Here is a 16036-nt window from a genome sequence, read left to right on the forward strand (position 1 = left end):
TCGCACCGACTGCAGCCGACGGTCAGCTCAGCTGGCCCCGTGCTTCCATGGCGATCTGCTCGAACACCTTCTCGTCCGCGGCGAAGTTGGAGTCCGGGATCGGCCAGTGGATCACGATGTCCGTGAAGCCGAGCTCCTGGTGCCGTCCCGCGAAGTCGACGAAGGCGTCCAGGGATTCCAGCGGGCGGCCGCGGTCCGGGGTGAACCCGGTGAGGAGGATCTTGTCGAGCGCGTGCCCGTCCCGTCCGAGGGCCACGCAGGCGTCCATGAGCCTGTCGATCTGGCCGCGCAGGGCCTCCACCGACTGCTCGGGCGTGCCGTTCTCGTACAGCCTGGGGTCGCCTGTGGTCACCCAGGCCTGCCCGTGGCGAGCCGCGAGCTTCAGACCGCGCGGGCCGGTCGCGGCGACGGCGAAGGGCAGCCGGGGGCGCTGGACGCAGCCCGGGATGTTGCGCGCCTCGTGGGCCGCGTAGAAGTCGCCCTCGTACGAGACCGAGTCCGCGGTGAGCAGCCGGTCGAGCAGGGGCACGAACTCGGCGAAGCGGTCGGCCCGCTCGCGCGGGGTCCATGGCTCCTGGCCGAGGGCGGTGGCGTCGAAGCCGGTGCCGCCCGCGCCGATGCCGAGGGTGACACGGCCGCCGGAGATGTCGTCCAGCGAGATCAGTTCCTTGGCGAGGGTCACCGGGTGGCGGAAGTTGGGCGAGGTCACCAGCGTGCCCAGACGCAGGCGGTCGGTGACGGACGCGGCGGCGGTCAGCGTCGGGATCGCGCCGAACCAGGGGCCGTCACGGAAGCTGCGCCAGGACAGGTGGTCGTAGGTGTACGCGGTGTGGAAGCCGAGCTGCTCGGCCCGGGTCCATGCCGAGCGGCCGCCCTCGTTCCAGCGGCGGTACGGGAGGATCACAGTGCTCAGGCGCAGACTCATGGCATCGAGCGTATGCGGCGACCGTGTTTCACGTGAAACGGTCACCGTGCGCGACCGGCGAGCCACGGGCTGAGGGTGATCGAGATGAACTCCTTGTGCACCCGATCCCCCGGCAACGGCACCATCAGGAACTCGCTCGGCGGAAAGCGTCGGGCCTTCACCCAGGCGTGGCCGTCGTACAGGGCGCGGAGGAAGGCGGGGACGTCGTCGCGGGCGACGTCGGGGCACTCCACACCGTCGACCGTGATCAGCGCGTCGTCGTCCGGGTACAGCCGCACGCTCACATGAGGCCGGCCACCGAGCTCGACGTAGGCCTCGTGAGGCAGGGAGCCGTCCGGGTCGGTGGTGACGCCGACGCCCGCGGTGGTGCGGCGGGAGGTCTGGTCGGCGCCGATGTCATGGGTGATCTCGATGGCGAGTCCGTACTCGGTGGCGATCGCGCGCAGAGCGGTGACGGCGGCCTCGGTGGTGGGGAGATGGTCCATACCTGTGATCCTTCCCGCCCGCGGCGCTCGTGTCAGCGGGACTCCGGAAACCGCAGGTACTGCGGGGGAACGGCTTTCGTCAGCCACACCCCGTTCGCGCTGACGTGGAAGACGTGGCCGTCGCGGTGCATGGCCCCCGCGTCCACGGAGAGGACCACCGGCCGGCCACGACGGGCGCCGACCCGGGTCGCCGTCTCGCGGTCGGGCGAGAGATGCACGTCGTGCCGGTTCATGGGCCGCAGCCCCTCGACCCGGATCGCGTCCAGGGAGCGGGCCACGGTCCCGTGGTAGAGGTACGGCGGTGGGGTCGCCGGGGGCAGGCCGAGGTCCACCTCGATGCTGTGGCCCTGGCTGGCGCGGATGCGGGTGCCCTCGATCGCGAAGCGTTTCTTGTCGTTGGCGGCCACCACGTGGTCCAGCTCGTCCCGGCTGATGGGGAAGCCGTGGGTCGTGGCAGCCGCGATCAGTGTGTCGATCTCGACCCAGCCACCCTCGTCGAGGGTGAGGCCGATGCGCTCGGGCTGGTGGCGCAGATGTTTCGAGAGGTACTTCGACACCTTCACGGTGCGTCTTTCGTCCATCCGCTCAGCATGACGGGAGAGACGTGGATCACGCATTTTGTTTTGCGCCCGAGGTTTGATCCACAACCAACTGGAGTTATCCACAAGCAAATTGGCGATTCTGTGGACAACGAGCCCTGGCGCTAGGGGGTTTCGCCAAGGTCACCTGGCGCACGATCACTTGGCCAACTGACCTACAGGGGCGGCTTCACACGCGCCAACCGCCTCAACACCCCGGGCGCGAACCGGGACAGGGCATACGCTCCTCGCGCCTCCGGTGTCACGGGCACCATCGCCTCGTTGCGCGCCACCGCGCGCAGAACCGCTTGCGCGACCTTCTCCGGTGGGTAGTTGCGCAGCGCGTACGCGCGCGTGGACCGCTGCCGGCGACGCCTCTCCTCCTCCGCGTCGACCCCGACAAACCTCGCCCTGGACGTGATGCCGGTGTTCACCAGACCGGGACAGATCGCCGTAACGCCGATGTCCCGGCCCGCCAGTTCGGCGCGCAGGCTCTCGCTGAGCATCAGGACCGCAGCCTTGGAGGTGCTGTAGGCGGGCAACACCCCGATGGGCTGAAAGGCGGCAGCAGAAGCGATGTTGACGATGTGGCCGCCCTGGCCACGGTCGATCATCTGCCGGCCGAAGAGACGGCACCCGTGGATGACGCCCCACAGGTTGACGTCCAGGACCTTGCGCCAGTCCTCGGGCGTGGTGTCGAAGAACGAGCCCGCCAGCCCTGTGCCCGCATTGTTCACCAGCACGTCCACGACGCCGAGTTCGGCCTGGACCTTCGACGCGAGCTTCTCCATCGCCTGCTCGTCGGAGACGTCCGCAGTCTCCGGCCAGGCCTGTGGCGCGCCGGTCAGCAGGCACATCTCGGCGGTGCGGGCCGCGCTCTCCGCGTCCAGATCGACGGCGATCACCCGTGCACCGGCTTCCGCGAACGCGCACGCCGTGGCCCGCCCGATGCCGCTGCCCGCCCCGGTGACCAACACGAGCTGTCCACCGAAGCGTTGAGCGTACGGGCCGGTGGCTTTCGGTGTCGCCGCCGCCTCCTTCTCGCCGTCGCCTTCGGCCTCCACCGAGGTGACGAACTCCCCGATCCACGCCGACAGCTGGTCGGGGCGGGTACGCGGCACCCAGTGCTTCGCCGCGAGCGTCCGCCGCGTCAACCGCGGGACCCACCGCTCCAGTTCGTCGTACAGCCGTTCCGAGAGATACGCGTCGCCCAGAGGCGTGATGAGCTGCACGGGTACGTGCGCGTGTGCGTCCGGGCGTGGGCGGCGCAGCCGGGCCCGTACGTTGTCGCGATACAACCAGGCGCCGTTCGCCGCGTCGTTGGGGAGCGACGGCGTCGGGTAGCTGCCGGTAGGGACCTTCTCCAGCCGCCGCAGGATGCCCGGCCAGCGCTTGCCCAGCGGGCCACGCCAGGCGAGTTCGGGCAGGGCCGGCGTGTGCAGCACGTACACGTACCAGGACTTGGCGCCCTGGCCGAGGAGTTGGCCGACCCGGCGCGGAGTCGGCCGCCTCAGACGGCGGTTGATCCAGTGGCCGAAGTGGTCGAGGGACGGGCCGGACATCGAGGTGAACGAGGCGATCCTGCCTCGGGTCCGCTCGACCGTGACGAACTCCCAGGCCTGCACCGATCCCCAGTCGTGCCCCACCAGGTGCACCGCCCGGCCGGGGCTGACCGCGTCCACGACCGCCAGGAAGTCGTCCGTCAGCTTCTCCAGGGTGAACCCGCCCCGCAGCGGCTCGGGCGCGGTGGAAGCACCATGGCCCCGCACGTCGTACAGCACCACGTGGAAGCGGTCGGCCAGCCGGGACGCGACCTCGGACCACACCTCCTTGCTGTCCGGATAGCCGTGCACCAGGACGACCGTCGGCCGCTCGGCGTCCCCCAACTCGGCGACGCACAGCTCGATCCCGCCGGTCCGCACCCGGCGTTCGCGCGCACCCTCCAGCATCGGCACTTCCCCTCCGCCTTCCCATTCCGTCCCGCGCCGCCCGTGCGGCACGTCGTCGTCCGGCCGAAGGCGGGCCCTTCGACAACCGCGCGCACCCGGTCCGCAACCGGGCCGCCACCGCCTCGAGGCACTCTTGGGCGAGACGCCGCCTCCGCGGGAATCCCCCGCGCAGCAGAAGCGTTCACGCGTCTGCGCCGTCGTCATGCCTTCCCGTCCCGGCCGGGTGTCCCGGTCCGCGCTGACTGCGGTACGTGTCTGTGACGGACCTCGCCGAATCTGGCAGCTGTTAGAGGAAGCGTCAATAGGGCCTGGACCCAGCCGTGGATGGCGGCCCGTAACTCTCAAGCAGGGGATCCCCTACGGGCCCGTACATCTGAGGTCTGAGCCGAAGACGGCTCTGAGGTCTGACGATTTCCGTGGCGTGCGTCACTATCTTCGAAGACGTGACTGTGATCGCGACCGAAAGCCTGAGCAAGCGGTTCCCCCGGGTGACCGCTCTCGACCGGCTGTCCGTGGACGTCGGGCCCGGTGTGACCGGACTCGTCGGCGCCAACGGAGCCGGCAAGTCCACGCTCATCAAGATCCTTCTGGGTCTCTCGCCCGCCACGGAGGGCCGCGCCGAGGTGCTCGGCCTCGACGTCGCCACCAAGGGCGCCGCCATCCGCGAGCGCGTCGGCTACATGCCGGAGCACGACTGCCTGCCGCCCGACGTCTCCGCCACCGAGTTCGTCGTGCACATGGCCCGTATGTCCGGCCTGCCGCCGGCGGCCGCCCGCGAGCGCACCGCCGACACACTGCGCCACGTCGGCCTGTACGAGGAGCGCTACCGCCCCATCGGCGGCTACTCGACCGGCATGAAGCAGCGCGTGAAGCTGGCCCAGGCCCTCGTCCACGACCCGCAGCTGGTCTTCCTGGACGAGCCGACCAACGGCCTTGACCCGGTCGGCCGCGACGAGATGCTGGGCCTGATCCGCCGCATCCACACCGACTTCGGCATCTCCGTCCTGGTCACCTCCCACCTGCTGGGCGAACTGGAGCGCACCTGCGACCACGTCGTCGTCATCGACGGCGGCAAGCTCCTGCGCTCCAGCTCCACCACCGACTTCACCCAGACCACGACCACCCTCGCCATCGAGGTCACCGACACCGACGAGCACCCCGACGGCACCCGCGCGGTGCGCGAGGCGCTCCACACGCGCGGGGTGGACGTCCTCGACGCCGACAGCGGCCTTCCGGGCGCCGGCCACATCCTGCTGCTGACCGCGCAGGGCGAGGAGACGTACGACCTGGTGCGGGACGTGGTCGCCGATCTCGGTCTCGGCCTGGTCCGCATGGAGCAGCGCCGACACCACATCTCGGAGGTCTTCAAGGACAGCGACGAGCAGCGGAAGGAGGCGGTCGGCCATGGCAGTTGAGCACCCCGTAGCACGACCCTCGGGTGACCAGACCCGCATCCACAACATCGGCTATCGCAGCTACGACGGCCCGCGCCTGGGCCGTGCCTACGCCCGCCGCTCCCTCTACTCGCAGTCCCTGCGCGGCGCCTACGGCCTCGGCCGCTCGGTGAAGTCCAAGGTGCTGCCCATGCTGCTGTTCGTGGTGATGTGCGTGCCCGCGGCCATCATGGTCGCCGTCGCGGTCGCCACGAAAGCCGGCGAACTGCCCGTCGACTACACCGAATACGCGATCTTCTTCCAGGCCGTCATCAGCCTGTACGTAGCCTCCCAGGCGCCCCAGTCCGTCTCGCGCGACCTGCGCTTCAAGACCGTGCCGCTGTACTTCTCGCGGCCGATCGAGACCGCCGACTACGTCCGCGCCAAGTTCGCCGCGCTCGCCTCGGCGATGTTCATCCTCACCGCCGCACCCCTGCTGGTGCTCTATGTGGGCGCCCTGCTGGCCAAGCTCGACTTCACCGACCAGACCAAGGGGTTCGCCCAGGGACTCGTCTCCGTGGCCCTGCTCTCCCTGCTCTTCGCCGGCCTCGGCCTCGTCATCGCCGCGGTCACCCCGCGCCGCGGCTTCGGCATCGCGGCCGTCATCGCCGTCCTGACCATCTCCTACGGCGCGGTCTCCACGCTCCAGGCCATCGCCGACGCCCAGGGCAGCACCAGCGCGGTCCCGTGGATAGGCCTCTTCTCGCCGATCACTCTCATCGACGGGGTGCAGTCGGCCTTCCTGGGCGCCGCCTCCGCCTTCCCGGGCGGGGTCGGCCCGTCCCACGGGGAGGGCGTGGTCTACGTCCTCGTCGCCCTGGGTCTGATCGCCGCGAGCTACGGCCTCCTGATGCGCCGCTACAAGAAGGTGGGACTGTGACCACGCTCTCCCTCGACCATGTCTCCCGCTGGTTCGGCAACGTGGTCGCCGTCAACGACATCACCATGACCATCGGCCCCGGCGTCACCGGCCTGCTCGGCCCCAACGGCGCCGGAAAGTCCACCCTCATCAACATGATGGGCGGCTTCCTCGCCCCGTCCACCGGCACCGTCACCCTCGACGGCCGGCAGGTCTGGCGCAACGAGGCCATCTACAAGCACATCGGCATCGTCCCCGAGCGCGAGGCGATGTACGACTTCCTCACCGGCCGCGAGTTCGTCGTCGCCAACGCCGAGCTGCACGGCCTGGGCGCCAAGGCCGCGCAGAAGGCGCTGGCCACGGTCGAGATGGAGTACGCGCAGGACCGCAAGATCGCCACGTACTCCAAGGGCATGCGCCAGCGCGTGAAGATGGCGAGCGCCCTCGTCCACGACCCTTCACTGCTGCTGCTCGACGAGCCCTTCAACGGCATGGACCCGCGCCAGCGCATGCAGCTGATGGACCTGCTGCGGCGCATGGGCGACGAGGGCCGCACGGTGCTGTTCTCGTCGCACATCCTCGAAGAGGTCGAGCAGCTCGCCTGGCACATCGAGGTCGTCGTCGCCGGACGCCATGCGGCCAGCGGTGACTTCCGCAAGATCCGCCGCCTGATGACCGACCGCCCGCACCGCTACCTGGTGCGCTCCAGCGACGACCGTGCCCTCGCGGCCGCGCTGATCGCCGACCCGTCGACGTCCGGCATCGAAGTCGACCTGGCGGAGGGCGCGTTGCGCGTCCAGGCCGTCGACTTCGGCCGCTTCACGGCCTTGCTGCCGAGAGTGGCGCGTGACCACGGCATCCGCCTGCTCACGGTCTCGCCGTCCGACGAGTCCCTCGAGTCCGTCTTCTCGTACCTGGTCGCGGCGTAGGAGGCCGAAGATGTACGACCCCACAGTCGCCCGACTCACGTACCGGGCCCTGCTCGGCCGCCGCCGGGCCCTCATTCTCGGCGCACTGCCGCTGCTGCTGATCGCGATCTCCCTGGTCGTGCGCGCCCTGGCCGGCGCCGACGACCAGACGGCGTCCGACCTGCTGGGCGGGCTCGCGCTCGCCACCATGGTGCCGATCATCGGCGTCGTCGCCGGCACGGGCGCGATCGGCCCGGAGATCGACGACGGATCGGTGGTGTACCTGCTGTCCAAGCCGCTGAAGCGGCCGACGATCATCTTCACCAAGCTCATCGTCGCGATAGCCGTCACGATGGTGTTCTCCGCGCTGCCCACCCTGATCGCCGGCTTCATCCTCAACGGCAACGGCCAGCAGATCGCCGTCGCCTACACGGTGGCCGCGCTGGTCTCCTCCATCGCCTACGCCGCGCTCTTCCTGCTGCTGGGCACGGTGTCGCGGCACGCGGTCGTCTTCGGCCTCGTCTACGCCCTTGTCTGGGAGGCCCTGTTCGGATCCCTGGTGCCGGGCGCGCGCACGCTCAGCGTCCAGCAGTGGTCGCTGGCCGTCGCCCACAAGGTCGCCGGCGGGGACATGGTCACCTCGGACGTCGGACTGACCACGGCGACCGTCCTGTTGGTCGCGGTGACCGTGCTGGCCACCTGGTACGCGGGACAGAAGCTGCGGGCGCTGACGCTGGCGGGCGAGGAGTAGACGCCGGCGGAGGGTTCTTGACAGGGGCTTCACCCCTGTCCGGGCACACTGGGCGAACGGATACGGCCGCGAGGACGGCAGGAGGTCGGGATGGCTGACGAGGCGGCGCAGTTCGGTGGTCGTGAGCGCGACGGCCGCGGGCGGTCCGGGGAGGAGACGCCGGACCGGACCACGGGCGGGGCGTCCGATTGGACTTCGGACCGGACTTCGGACGGGACCTCGGACGGGACTTGGGACGACCTGGTCCTCGACGAGGACTTCGTACGGGCCGCCGAGACTTCCGAGCCGTCCGCCCGCGCCCGGATGCTCGCCGCCCGCTGGCGCAACGAGGAGCCCGAGCCGCAGCCGTGGCGCTCGGACGAGCCCCCGGCGGGCTGGTTCTTCAGTAAGGCGCGCCGGCGCAGGTGGCGCCGCCGGTAGGCGCCGTACGGCGTCGACCCGGCTCGGCTTCGGTCGTCTTCCCCCGCCCGGCCGACCCTCCCGGGCGAACCCCGCCACTCACACACACGTTTTATTCGGTGGCGTCCAACTCGTCCGGAAGGCACAGTTGTCGTGTCCGCAGCGCCGGGACAAAACCGGCGTCACGTACTGGGAGAGGAGCGGGGCGATTGTCCATGCACGGCAGTACGTCCAGCTCCCGTCAGGGCAGCCCGCGGCGGGCTCCGGAGTAGTTACCCACTCCGTCCGAGTCCGCCCCGCACGGGGAGCTGCCCGGGGCGGCCGCTTCGAGCACGCGATGTCGCTCTCGCGTGAGGCCGCCCACCCGGAGGATTGGCCGAGTGGTAAGGCACCGGCTTGCGCTGTGTCCCATCAGGAGCAAGTCGTGGTCGGGCCTGGAAAGCCCGCGCACGTTCGATCCGTGCATCCTCCGCGGAACGTTGTCACTGGGACTGGGCCGGTTTCTTGACTGGGGGTATGGCGAGAAGGGCCCGGGGTGCTGAGAGGTTGGGGTGGTTGTTCGGGTGCGGCGGCGGTGGGGCGGATCACGCCCACGCGGCGGAGCCGCGGATCGGTACCATCCCGCGCCCCTGATCGCCTGCGGCGATCGTTGCGCTCCGGAGCCCGGAGCCCGGAGCCCGGAGCCCGGAGCCCGGAGCCCGGAGCCCGGAGCCCGGAGCCCGGAGCCCGGAGCCCGGAGCCCGGAGCCCGGAGCCCGGAGCCCGTCAGCCCGGAGCCCGTCAGCCCGTCAGCCCAGCAACCTCTCCAACACCACCGCGATGCCGTCGTCCTCGTTCGAGGTCGTCACCTCGTCGGCCACCGCCTGCAGTTCGGGGTGGGCGTTGGCCATGGCCACGCCCCTGGCTGACCAGGCGAACATCGGGATGTCGTTGGGCATGTCGCCGAAGGCGATCGTGTCGGCGGCCTTCAGGCCCATGCGGCGGGCGGCGAGGGACAGGCCCGTGGCCTTGGACAGGCCGAGGGGGAGGAGCTCCACTATGCCCTCGCCGGCCATCGCGACGCTGACGAAGCCGCCCGCGGCCTGGCGGGCCGCCTCGGCCAGCTCGTCGTCCGAGAGGTCCGGGTGCTGTATGTAGATCTTGTTCAGCGGGGCCGTCCAGAGGTCCGACGCGTCCGTGAACGGTGTCACCGGAAGCTTCCCGGTGACACCGTAACCGGGGCCGACCAGTATCTCGCCCTCCAGCCCGTCCCGGCTCGCCGCCAGGTACAGCGGGCCGACCTCCGCCTCGATCTTGGCGAGTGCCAGGCCGGCCAGCTGCCGGTCCAGCGTCACCGCCGTCAGCAGGCGGTGCGCGCCGGCGTCGTAGACCTGGGAGCCCTGGCCGCAGACCGCGAGGCCGTCGTAGCCGAGGTCGTCGAGGATGTGCCGGGTCCAGGGGGCCGAGCGGCCGGTCACGACGATGTGGGCCGCCCCCGCCGCGGTGGCCGCGGCGAGGGCGTCACGGGTACGCCGCGAGATCGACTCGTCGGAGCGCAGCAGCGTGCCGTCGAGGTCGGTCGCGATCAGTCGGTACGGGAAACCCGTGGCGGGAGCGGTCTCGCTCACTTGGCCACCGGCTCCAGGACCTCTCGGCCGCCGAGATACGGACGCAGCACCTCGGGCACGCGCACGGAGCCGTCGGCCTGCTGGTGGTTCTCCAGGATCGCCACGATGGTGCGCGGAACGGCGCACAGCGTGCCGTTGAGCGTGGCCAGCGGGCGGACCTGCTTGCCCTCGCGGACGCGGATCTGCAGGCGGCGGGACTGGAACTCGGTGCAGTCCGAGGTCGAGGTCAGCTCGCGGTACTTGCCCTGGGTCGGGATCCACGCCTCGCAGTCGAACTTGCGGGCGGCCGACGAGCCCAGGTCACCGGTGGCGACGTCGATCACGCGGAACGGCAGCTCCAGCGAGGTCAGCCACTGCTTCTCCCACTCCAGCAGGCGCTGGTGCTCGGCCTGCGAGTCCTCGGGAGTGACGTACGTGAACATCTCGACCTTGTCGAACTGGTGCACGCGGAAGATGCCCCGGGTGTCCTTGCCGTGCGAGCCGGCCTCGCGGCGGAAGCAGGGCGAGAAACCGGCGTAGCGCAGCGGCAGCCGCTCGGCGTCGATGATCTCGTCCATGTGGTACGCGGCGAGGGGGACCTCGGAGGTGCCGACGAGGTAGAGGTCGTCCTTGTCGAGGTGGTAGACGTCCTGGGCCGCCTGGCCGAGGAAGCCGGTGCCCGCCATGGACTGGGGGCGCACCAGCGCCGGGGTCAGCATCGGTGTGAAGCCGGCCGCCGTGGCCTGCGCGATCGCGGCGTTCACGAGCGCCAGCTCCAGGAGGGCGCCCACACCCGTCAGGAAGTAGAAGCGCGAGCCCGAGACCTTCGCACCGCGTTCGACGTCGATCGCGCCGAGGAGCTGGCCGAGCTCCAGGTGGTCCTTGGGCTCGAAACCCTCGGCGGAGAAGTCGCGGATCTCGCCGTGGGTCTCCAGCGTGACGAAGTCCTCCTCGCCGCCGACGGGCACGTCGGGGTGGACGAGGTTGCCGAGCTGGAGGACCAGCTCCTGAGTCTCGTTGTCCGCCGCGTCGCGCTCGGCCTCGGCCGCCTTGACGTCGGCCTTGAGCTGTTCGGCGCGCTTGAGGAGCTCGGCCTTCTCGTCCGCGGAGGCCTTGGGGATGAGCTTGCCGAGCTGCTTCTGCTCGGCGCGCAGCTCGTCGAAACGGACGCCGGACGACCTGCGCCGCTCGTCGGCAGACAGGAGAGCGTCGACGAGTGCGACGTCCTCTCCACGGGCGCGCTGGGACGCGCGCACACGGTCGGGGTCCTCACGGAGCAGGCGAAGGTCAATCACGTGCTCAAGGCTACCGGTGCGGGATGACGGCCCACGACTCACTATTGAGGAACACGCCTTGCGTAACGTTATGAGGCGATTGCGTTGACTCGATTTCTCTGTTCGGCGCGGGACTTCGAGGTCGCGTTGTCCACAGGAATCCACACTCTCGGGGAGTTATCCACAGGCTGTGCGAAAGATCTGTGGACATCGGAATGGATCATTCCGAGCGCAGCTCACACGACGTGCAATTCCTTGGTCAAACCCTGTACACACCCACTTTCGGGTGGAAAGAGGTAGCCCCAACGGGTTGATCGAAGGAAGCGGGTGGACGAAGGGCGATCTCCGCGGCGAAAGTCGTGCTTGCCCGCCGAGGAGCGATTTGTCGACTCGATGGCACTTCGTTGTCGACTTGTCCCCAGGTCGAGAAGCCGCCCTGTGGATAACGCCTGTGGATAACGAAGATATGCAGATCCGACCGGCCGCAAGGCGGCTTCCGTCTGCCCGGAACAGGTCGACGTCTGCCCGGAACAGGCCGACGTCTGCCCGCGGCCGGCCTCCGTCAGCCCGACCGGACCTCCGGCTGCCTAGAACCGGCCGTCCTGGCAGCGCGCCACCCAGTCCGCCGCCGCCACGAACTCCCCGTCGGAGGTCCCGGCCGACGGGGCCGGCACATCCGCCGCCGTCACGTCCGCGCGCGGGTACGACCCGAGGAAACGCACATCGTGGCAGATCCGCTTCAGCCCCATGAGCGCCTCGGCCATGCGGCGGTCGGTGATGTGGCCGGCGGCGTCGATGCAGAAGCAGTAGTTGCCGATGCCGGCGCCGGTCGGCCGGGACTGCAGCACCATGAGGTTGATGCCACGGGTCGCGAACTCGCCCAGCAGATCGCGCAGCCCGCCCGGGTGGTCGTCGCGCTGCCACAGCACCACGGACGTCTTGTCGGCACCGGTCGGCGCCGCTGGCCGGGCCGGGCGGCCCACCAGCACGAACCGCGTCTGCGCGTTCTCCGCGTCGTGGATCTCGGTCTCCAGGGCCTCGAGGCCGTACCGGGCGGCCGCGAACTCGCCCGCGAAGGCGGCGTCGTAGCGGCCTTCCTGGACCAGGCGGGCGGCGTCGGCGTTCGAGGCGGCCGACTCCCAGACGGCGTCCGGCAGGTTCGCCTTCAGCCAGTTGCGCACCTGCGGCTGCGCGGCCGGATGCGCGGAGACCGTCTTGATGTCCGACAGCTCGGTGCCGGGCCGGACCAGCAGCGCGAAGGTGATCGACAGCAGCACCTCGCGGTAGATCATCAGCGGCGCGCCCGCGACCAGCTCGTCGAGGGTGGTGGTGATCCCGCCCTCGACGGAGTTCTCGATCGGCACGAACGCCGCCTCGGCCTCACCGGTCCGCACCGCGTCCAGCGCGGACTGCACGGACACGTACGGGATCAGCTGCCTGGTGGCGGTTTCGGGAAGCGTGCGCAGGGCGACCTCCGTGAAGGTGCCCTCCGGGCCGAGGTAGGCGTAGCTCGCTGGCATGACCTCACCCTAATGGCCCTTGCCAAACCCCAGCGCACACATCTCACGCCGAACCCTCAGGGGAGTGAACCTGCGTGACCCGAGCCCGGCGTGTCTCACCCCTCCAGCAACCGCTGCCCCACGTACTCCCCCTCCGCCGCCCCGCCCGGCACCGCGAACAGCCCGCTCGTCTCGTGGCGGATGTACTTCGACAGCGCGTCCCCGCGGTCCAGCTTGCGTTGCACGGTGACGAAGCCGCGCAGCGGATCCGCCTGCCAGCAGATGAACAGCAGCCCCGCGTCCGGCACCCCGTCCGCGTCGATGCCGTCGTGGTACGAGAACGGCCGCCGCAGCATCGCCGCCCCCCCGTTCTGGTCGGGGCGGGTGATCCGGGCGTGAGCGTTGAGCGGGACGACCAGATCGCCGTTGGCGTCGGTCTTCTCCAGGTCCATCTCGGTCGTCTCGGTGCCTCCGGACAGGGGCGCCCCGTCGGACTTGCGGCGCCCGATGACCTGCTCCTGGGCCTTGACCGACAGCTGCTCCCAGTCGTCGAGGAGCATGCGGATACGGCGTACGACGGCGTAGGAGCCGTGGGCCATCCAGGCAGGGTCGTTCGAACCGGACGCCGGCACGAAGATCCGCTTCTCGAAGTCGGCGTCGGTCGGCTTGGGATTGCGGGTGCCGTCCATCTGGCCCATGAGGTTGCGAGCCGTCATGGGATGGGCGGTGGCGCCCGGAGTGCGGTTGAAGCCGTTCATCTGCCAGCGCACGCGAGCGGCGCTGCCCGCGTCCTTCTGGATCGCGCGCAGGGCGTGGAAGGCGACCAGGGCGTCGTTCGCGCCGATCTGCACCCACAGGTCGCCGTTGCTGCGCGACTTGTCCAGTTGGTCGGAGGAGAAGTCGGGCAGCGGGTCCAGGGCGATCGGGCGCTGCTTCTCCAGGCCGGTGCGGGCGAAGAAGCTGTGGCCGAAGCCGAAGGTGATCGTCAGCGAGGAAGGACCGGCGTCCCGGGCCACGTCGGTGTCGTCGTGCGGGGCGGCCTCGCCCGCCATCAGCCGCCGGGCCGTCTCCGACCAGCGGCGCAGCAGTGCGGCGGCCTCCTTGCGGCCCGCGCCGGCCGCCAGGTCGAAGGCGATGAGGTGGCCGCGGGCCTGGAGGCCCTGGGTGATGCCGGGCTGATGTTTCACGTGGAACATCGCCCGCTCGGATCCGATCGTGGACAGGGGCGTCGCCTGCGCGGGCGCGGCGGCATAGCCGGTGGCCCCGCCCGCGGCGCCGAGCACGAGCCCGGTGGCCCCGGCGGTGCCGAGCAGCTTGCGCCGGCTCAGGGCCGGTGCGGGGGCCTCGGGGGACTGGGGCTTCTCCGGGGTCGGGGTCTCCGGAAGGGTCTGGTCGGGCATGGTGCGGTTCAGCCGATCTGCGCGTTCTTGGAGACGGTCACCTGGTCGATGTCGGAGGTCCGTACGGTCACGGCGATCTTCCATTCGCCGGCCACCGGGATCTGCACTCCGTTCGCCGACCAGTGGCCGGTGGTGATGTGGTCGGGGGTCACGGACAGCGGCCCGATCTTCTGGGCTTCGAGGGTGAAGGCGACCTTCACCTCGGGGACGTCGAAGGCGCGGCCGTTGGGCCGGGTGACATAGACGTGCATCTCGTTGGCGCCGGCCCGCGCGGGGTCGAGGTCCACGCTGACCACGCCCTTGCCGTCGGTGCCGCCGGTGTCGAAGGACATGTCGAGGGTCAGGGCCCCCGAGGCGTCCGCCGCGGACGACGACGAGGCCGCCGTGGCCGCCTTGGCATCCAGTTCCGTGCGGCCGGGCTCGGTGGACGTCAGCACGGTGGTCACGGCGAGCAGCACGACGGCGACGCCGGCCTCGGCGAGCACCGAGCGGCGCAGGCCGAAGCGGTTCGGGTCGGCTTCGCGCCGCTGCTTCTGCCGCGCGGCCTCGACGGCGGCCCGCTGCCGGGCGAGCTGTGTGGCCCGCTCGGTGTCTCCGGTGCCGGAATCCGCTCCGGCCCCACCGGAGGACGCCTTGACGGCAGCGGGCTCCTTGACCGCGGCGGTGGTCTCCGCAGCGGTCGCCTTCTCCTCGCTCGGCGCCGCCGACGCCGTATCGGCCGACGCGGTATCGGCCGTCGTGTCCGCAGCCGTCGTGTCCGCAGCCGTCGTGGCGAGCCGGGTCGTCCATCGCCGGGAGATCCAGGCGATGCCGACGAGCAGCGCGACCAGTCCGATCTTGACGAGCAGGAGCTGTCCGTAGCGGGTGTCGGTGAAGGCCGACCAGGAGCCGAGCTGGCGCCACGACTGGTAGACGCCGGTCGCGACCAGGGCGAGGACACTGCCGAAGGCGACTTGCGAGAACCGGCGGACGGCCGGGGCCTCGACCGGGGTCCGCGCCCGGTACAGCGCCACGAGGAGGGCGCTCAGCCCGCCCAGCCACGCGGCGACGGCCAGCAGATGGACGACGTCCACCGGCATCGCGATGCCCGGCTGCAGCCCGGTCGAGGCGTGCTCGGCCATCGACCAGCTCGCCGCGAGCCCGGCCGCCACGACCGTGCCGCCGATGGCGAGTCCGAACGTCAGGTCCCGTTTCTCCTCGTCCTCGCGTTTGTCATAGGCGCCGAAGAGGACGGCGATGAACAGCGCGGCCGCGGCGAGCAGCAGCAGCCGGGAGACGAGCGCGGCGCCCGTCTTCGTCTGCAGGACCTGCCCGAGCAGATCGAGGTCGAAGACGTCACCGATCTTGCCGGAGCCGGTGTAGGAGCCGCGCAGGAGCAGCAGGAACAGGGTGGCCGCGGTGAGCGCGAGCCAGCCGGAGACGACGAGCCGCTGCACGGCCCGCTCGCCGCTGCCGCGCTGCCAGCAGGCCAGGACGAAGGCGCCGCCGCCGACCATGACGATGAACCCGGCGTACGACACATACCGCCCGAAGCCGTACAGTCCGCCGACGACTCCGCCGCCGGCCTGCTGCGCGGAGACCGAGACGCTGGTCTTGGACGGGGAGCCGATGGAGAACGTGTAGGCGCCGGCGACGGGATGGCTGTCGGCGGACACCACCTGGTAGGTCACCGTGTACGTGCCGTCGGGCAGCCCCGAGTGCAGCTGCACGGCGTAGGTGGTGCCGCTGACGTTGGAGGGCTTGCCGGTGTCGACGCGGGTGCCCTTGGGATCGAGGACGCGCAGCGCGTCGTCGGTCGTCGAGACCTGCTCGGAGAAGGTCAGCGACACCTGGGTGGGCGCCTTGTCGACCACCGCCCCCTGAGCGGGGTCGCTGCCGGTCAGCGCGGCGTGCGCGGAGGCCGGCCCGGCGCCGGCGAGGAGTGCGCCGGTGACGGCCAGGAACAGCAGCACCAGCATCCGGACTCTGGGAGCGATGGTCTGGGTCAAGGC

Annotated in this window: 14 protein-coding genes and 1 tRNA gene; 6 read left to right on the top strand and 9 right to left on the bottom strand. The window is 70.6% G+C overall.

Going from position 1 to position 16036, the window contains the following annotated elements; all coding sequences use genetic code 11:
- Window positions 1–22: 22 nt before the first annotated feature.
- From ACPT94_RS14295 to ACPT94_RS14310, 4 genes are all read right to left on the bottom strand, one after another.
- Window positions 23–925 carry an LLM class flavin-dependent oxidoreductase gene (locus ACPT94_RS14295; RefSeq protein WP_425245965.1) on the bottom strand — a complete coding sequence of 301 codons (903 nt, stop codon included), beginning with the start codon at window positions 923–925 and terminating at the stop codon, window positions 23–25.
- Between the two features lie 41 nt (window positions 926–966).
- Window positions 967–1410, bottom strand: coding sequence for a hypothetical protein (locus tag ACPT94_RS14300; protein WP_425245966.1), 444 nt, complete (start codon window positions 1408–1410; stop codon window positions 967–969).
- Between the two features lie 32 nt (window positions 1411–1442).
- Window positions 1443–1991 (bottom strand): RNA 2'-phosphotransferase, encoded by a 549-nt coding sequence (locus tag ACPT94_RS14305; protein WP_425245967.1) that lies wholly within the window; start codon window positions 1989–1991, stop codon window positions 1443–1445.
- A gap of 173 nt (window positions 1992–2164) precedes the next feature.
- Window positions 2165–3937 carry an SDR family oxidoreductase gene (locus tag ACPT94_RS14310; RefSeq protein WP_425245968.1) on the bottom strand — a complete coding sequence of 591 codons (1773 nt, stop codon included), beginning with the start codon at window positions 3935–3937 and terminating at the stop codon, window positions 2165–2167.
- Between the two features lie 449 nt (window positions 3938–4386).
- On the opposite strand from ACPT94_RS14310, the gene ACPT94_RS14315 reads away from it, so the two are divergent.
- The 6 genes from ACPT94_RS14315 to ACPT94_RS14340 all read left to right on the top strand — a co-directional run bounded on the left by ACPT94_RS14315 (window position 4387) and on the right by ACPT94_RS14340 (window position 8759).
- Window positions 4387–5352 (top strand): ABC transporter ATP-binding protein, encoded by a 966-nt coding sequence (locus ACPT94_RS14315; protein ID WP_360348175.1) that lies wholly within the window; start codon window positions 4387–4389, stop codon window positions 5350–5352.
- Window positions 5342–6250 carry an ABC transporter permease gene (locus tag ACPT94_RS14320; RefSeq protein ID WP_360348065.1) on the top strand — a complete coding sequence of 303 codons (909 nt, stop codon included), beginning with the start codon at window positions 5342–5344 and terminating at the stop codon, window positions 6248–6250. The genes ACPT94_RS14315 and ACPT94_RS14320 overlap by 11 nt, the downstream gene beginning before the upstream one ends.
- Entirely contained in the window at window positions 6247–7158 is a 912-nt protein-coding gene (locus ACPT94_RS14325; RefSeq protein ID WP_360348068.1) for an ABC transporter ATP-binding protein, read from the top strand. The genes ACPT94_RS14320 and ACPT94_RS14325 overlap by 4 nt, the downstream gene beginning before the upstream one ends.
- Window positions 7159–7168: 10 nt before the next feature.
- Window positions 7169–7888: an ABC transporter permease subunit gene (locus ACPT94_RS14330; protein ID WP_360348071.1), complete on the top strand. Its 720-nt coding sequence runs from the start codon at window positions 7169–7171 to the stop codon at window positions 7886–7888.
- Between the two features lie 240 nt (window positions 7889–8128).
- On the top strand, window positions 8129–8308 hold the full coding sequence (locus ACPT94_RS14335) for an SGM_3592 family protein (protein WP_360348178.1): 180 nt from the start codon (window positions 8129–8131) through the stop codon (window positions 8306–8308).
- A 345-nt stretch (window positions 8309–8653) separates the two neighbouring features.
- Window positions 8654–8759 (top strand) — tRNA-OTHER (locus ACPT94_RS14340).
- Between the two features lie 315 nt (window positions 8760–9074).
- On the opposite strand, the gene ACPT94_RS14345 is transcribed toward ACPT94_RS14340, so the two are convergent.
- From ACPT94_RS14345 to ACPT94_RS14365, 5 genes are all read right to left on the bottom strand, one after another.
- Window positions 9075–9893, bottom strand: a complete 819-nt coding sequence (locus tag ACPT94_RS14345) for an HAD family hydrolase (RefSeq protein ID WP_360348074.1) — start codon at window positions 9891–9893, stop codon at window positions 9075–9077.
- The gene (serS, locus tag ACPT94_RS14350; protein WP_360348077.1) at window positions 9890–11167 is read right to left on the bottom strand and encodes a serine--tRNA ligase; all 1278 of its coding nucleotides are present in this window, start codon (window positions 11165–11167) and stop codon (window positions 9890–9892) included. Before serS ends, ACPT94_RS14345 begins: the two co-directional genes overlap by 4 nt.
- A gap of 566 nt (window positions 11168–11733) precedes the next feature.
- Window positions 11734–12666 carry a prephenate dehydratase gene (pheA, locus tag ACPT94_RS14355; RefSeq protein WP_360348080.1) on the bottom strand — a complete coding sequence of 311 codons (933 nt, stop codon included), beginning with the start codon at window positions 12664–12666 and terminating at the stop codon, window positions 11734–11736.
- Window positions 12667–12761: 95 nt separating this feature from the next.
- A complete protein-coding gene (efeB, locus tag ACPT94_RS14360; RefSeq protein ID WP_425245969.1) occupies window positions 12762–14045 on the bottom strand; it encodes an iron uptake transporter deferrochelatase/peroxidase subunit in 1284 nt (427 codons plus the stop codon).
- A gap of 8 nt (window positions 14046–14053) precedes the next feature.
- Entirely contained in the window at window positions 14054–16033 is a 1980-nt protein-coding gene (locus tag ACPT94_RS14365; protein ID WP_425245970.1) for a copper resistance CopC/CopD family protein, read from the bottom strand.
- Window positions 16034–16036: the final 3 nt, after the last annotated feature.

The sequence above is a fragment of the Streptomyces aurantiaciflavus genome, from assembly GCF_049808595.1.
GTDB lineage: Bacteria > Actinomycetota > Actinomycetes > Streptomycetales > Streptomycetaceae > Streptomyces.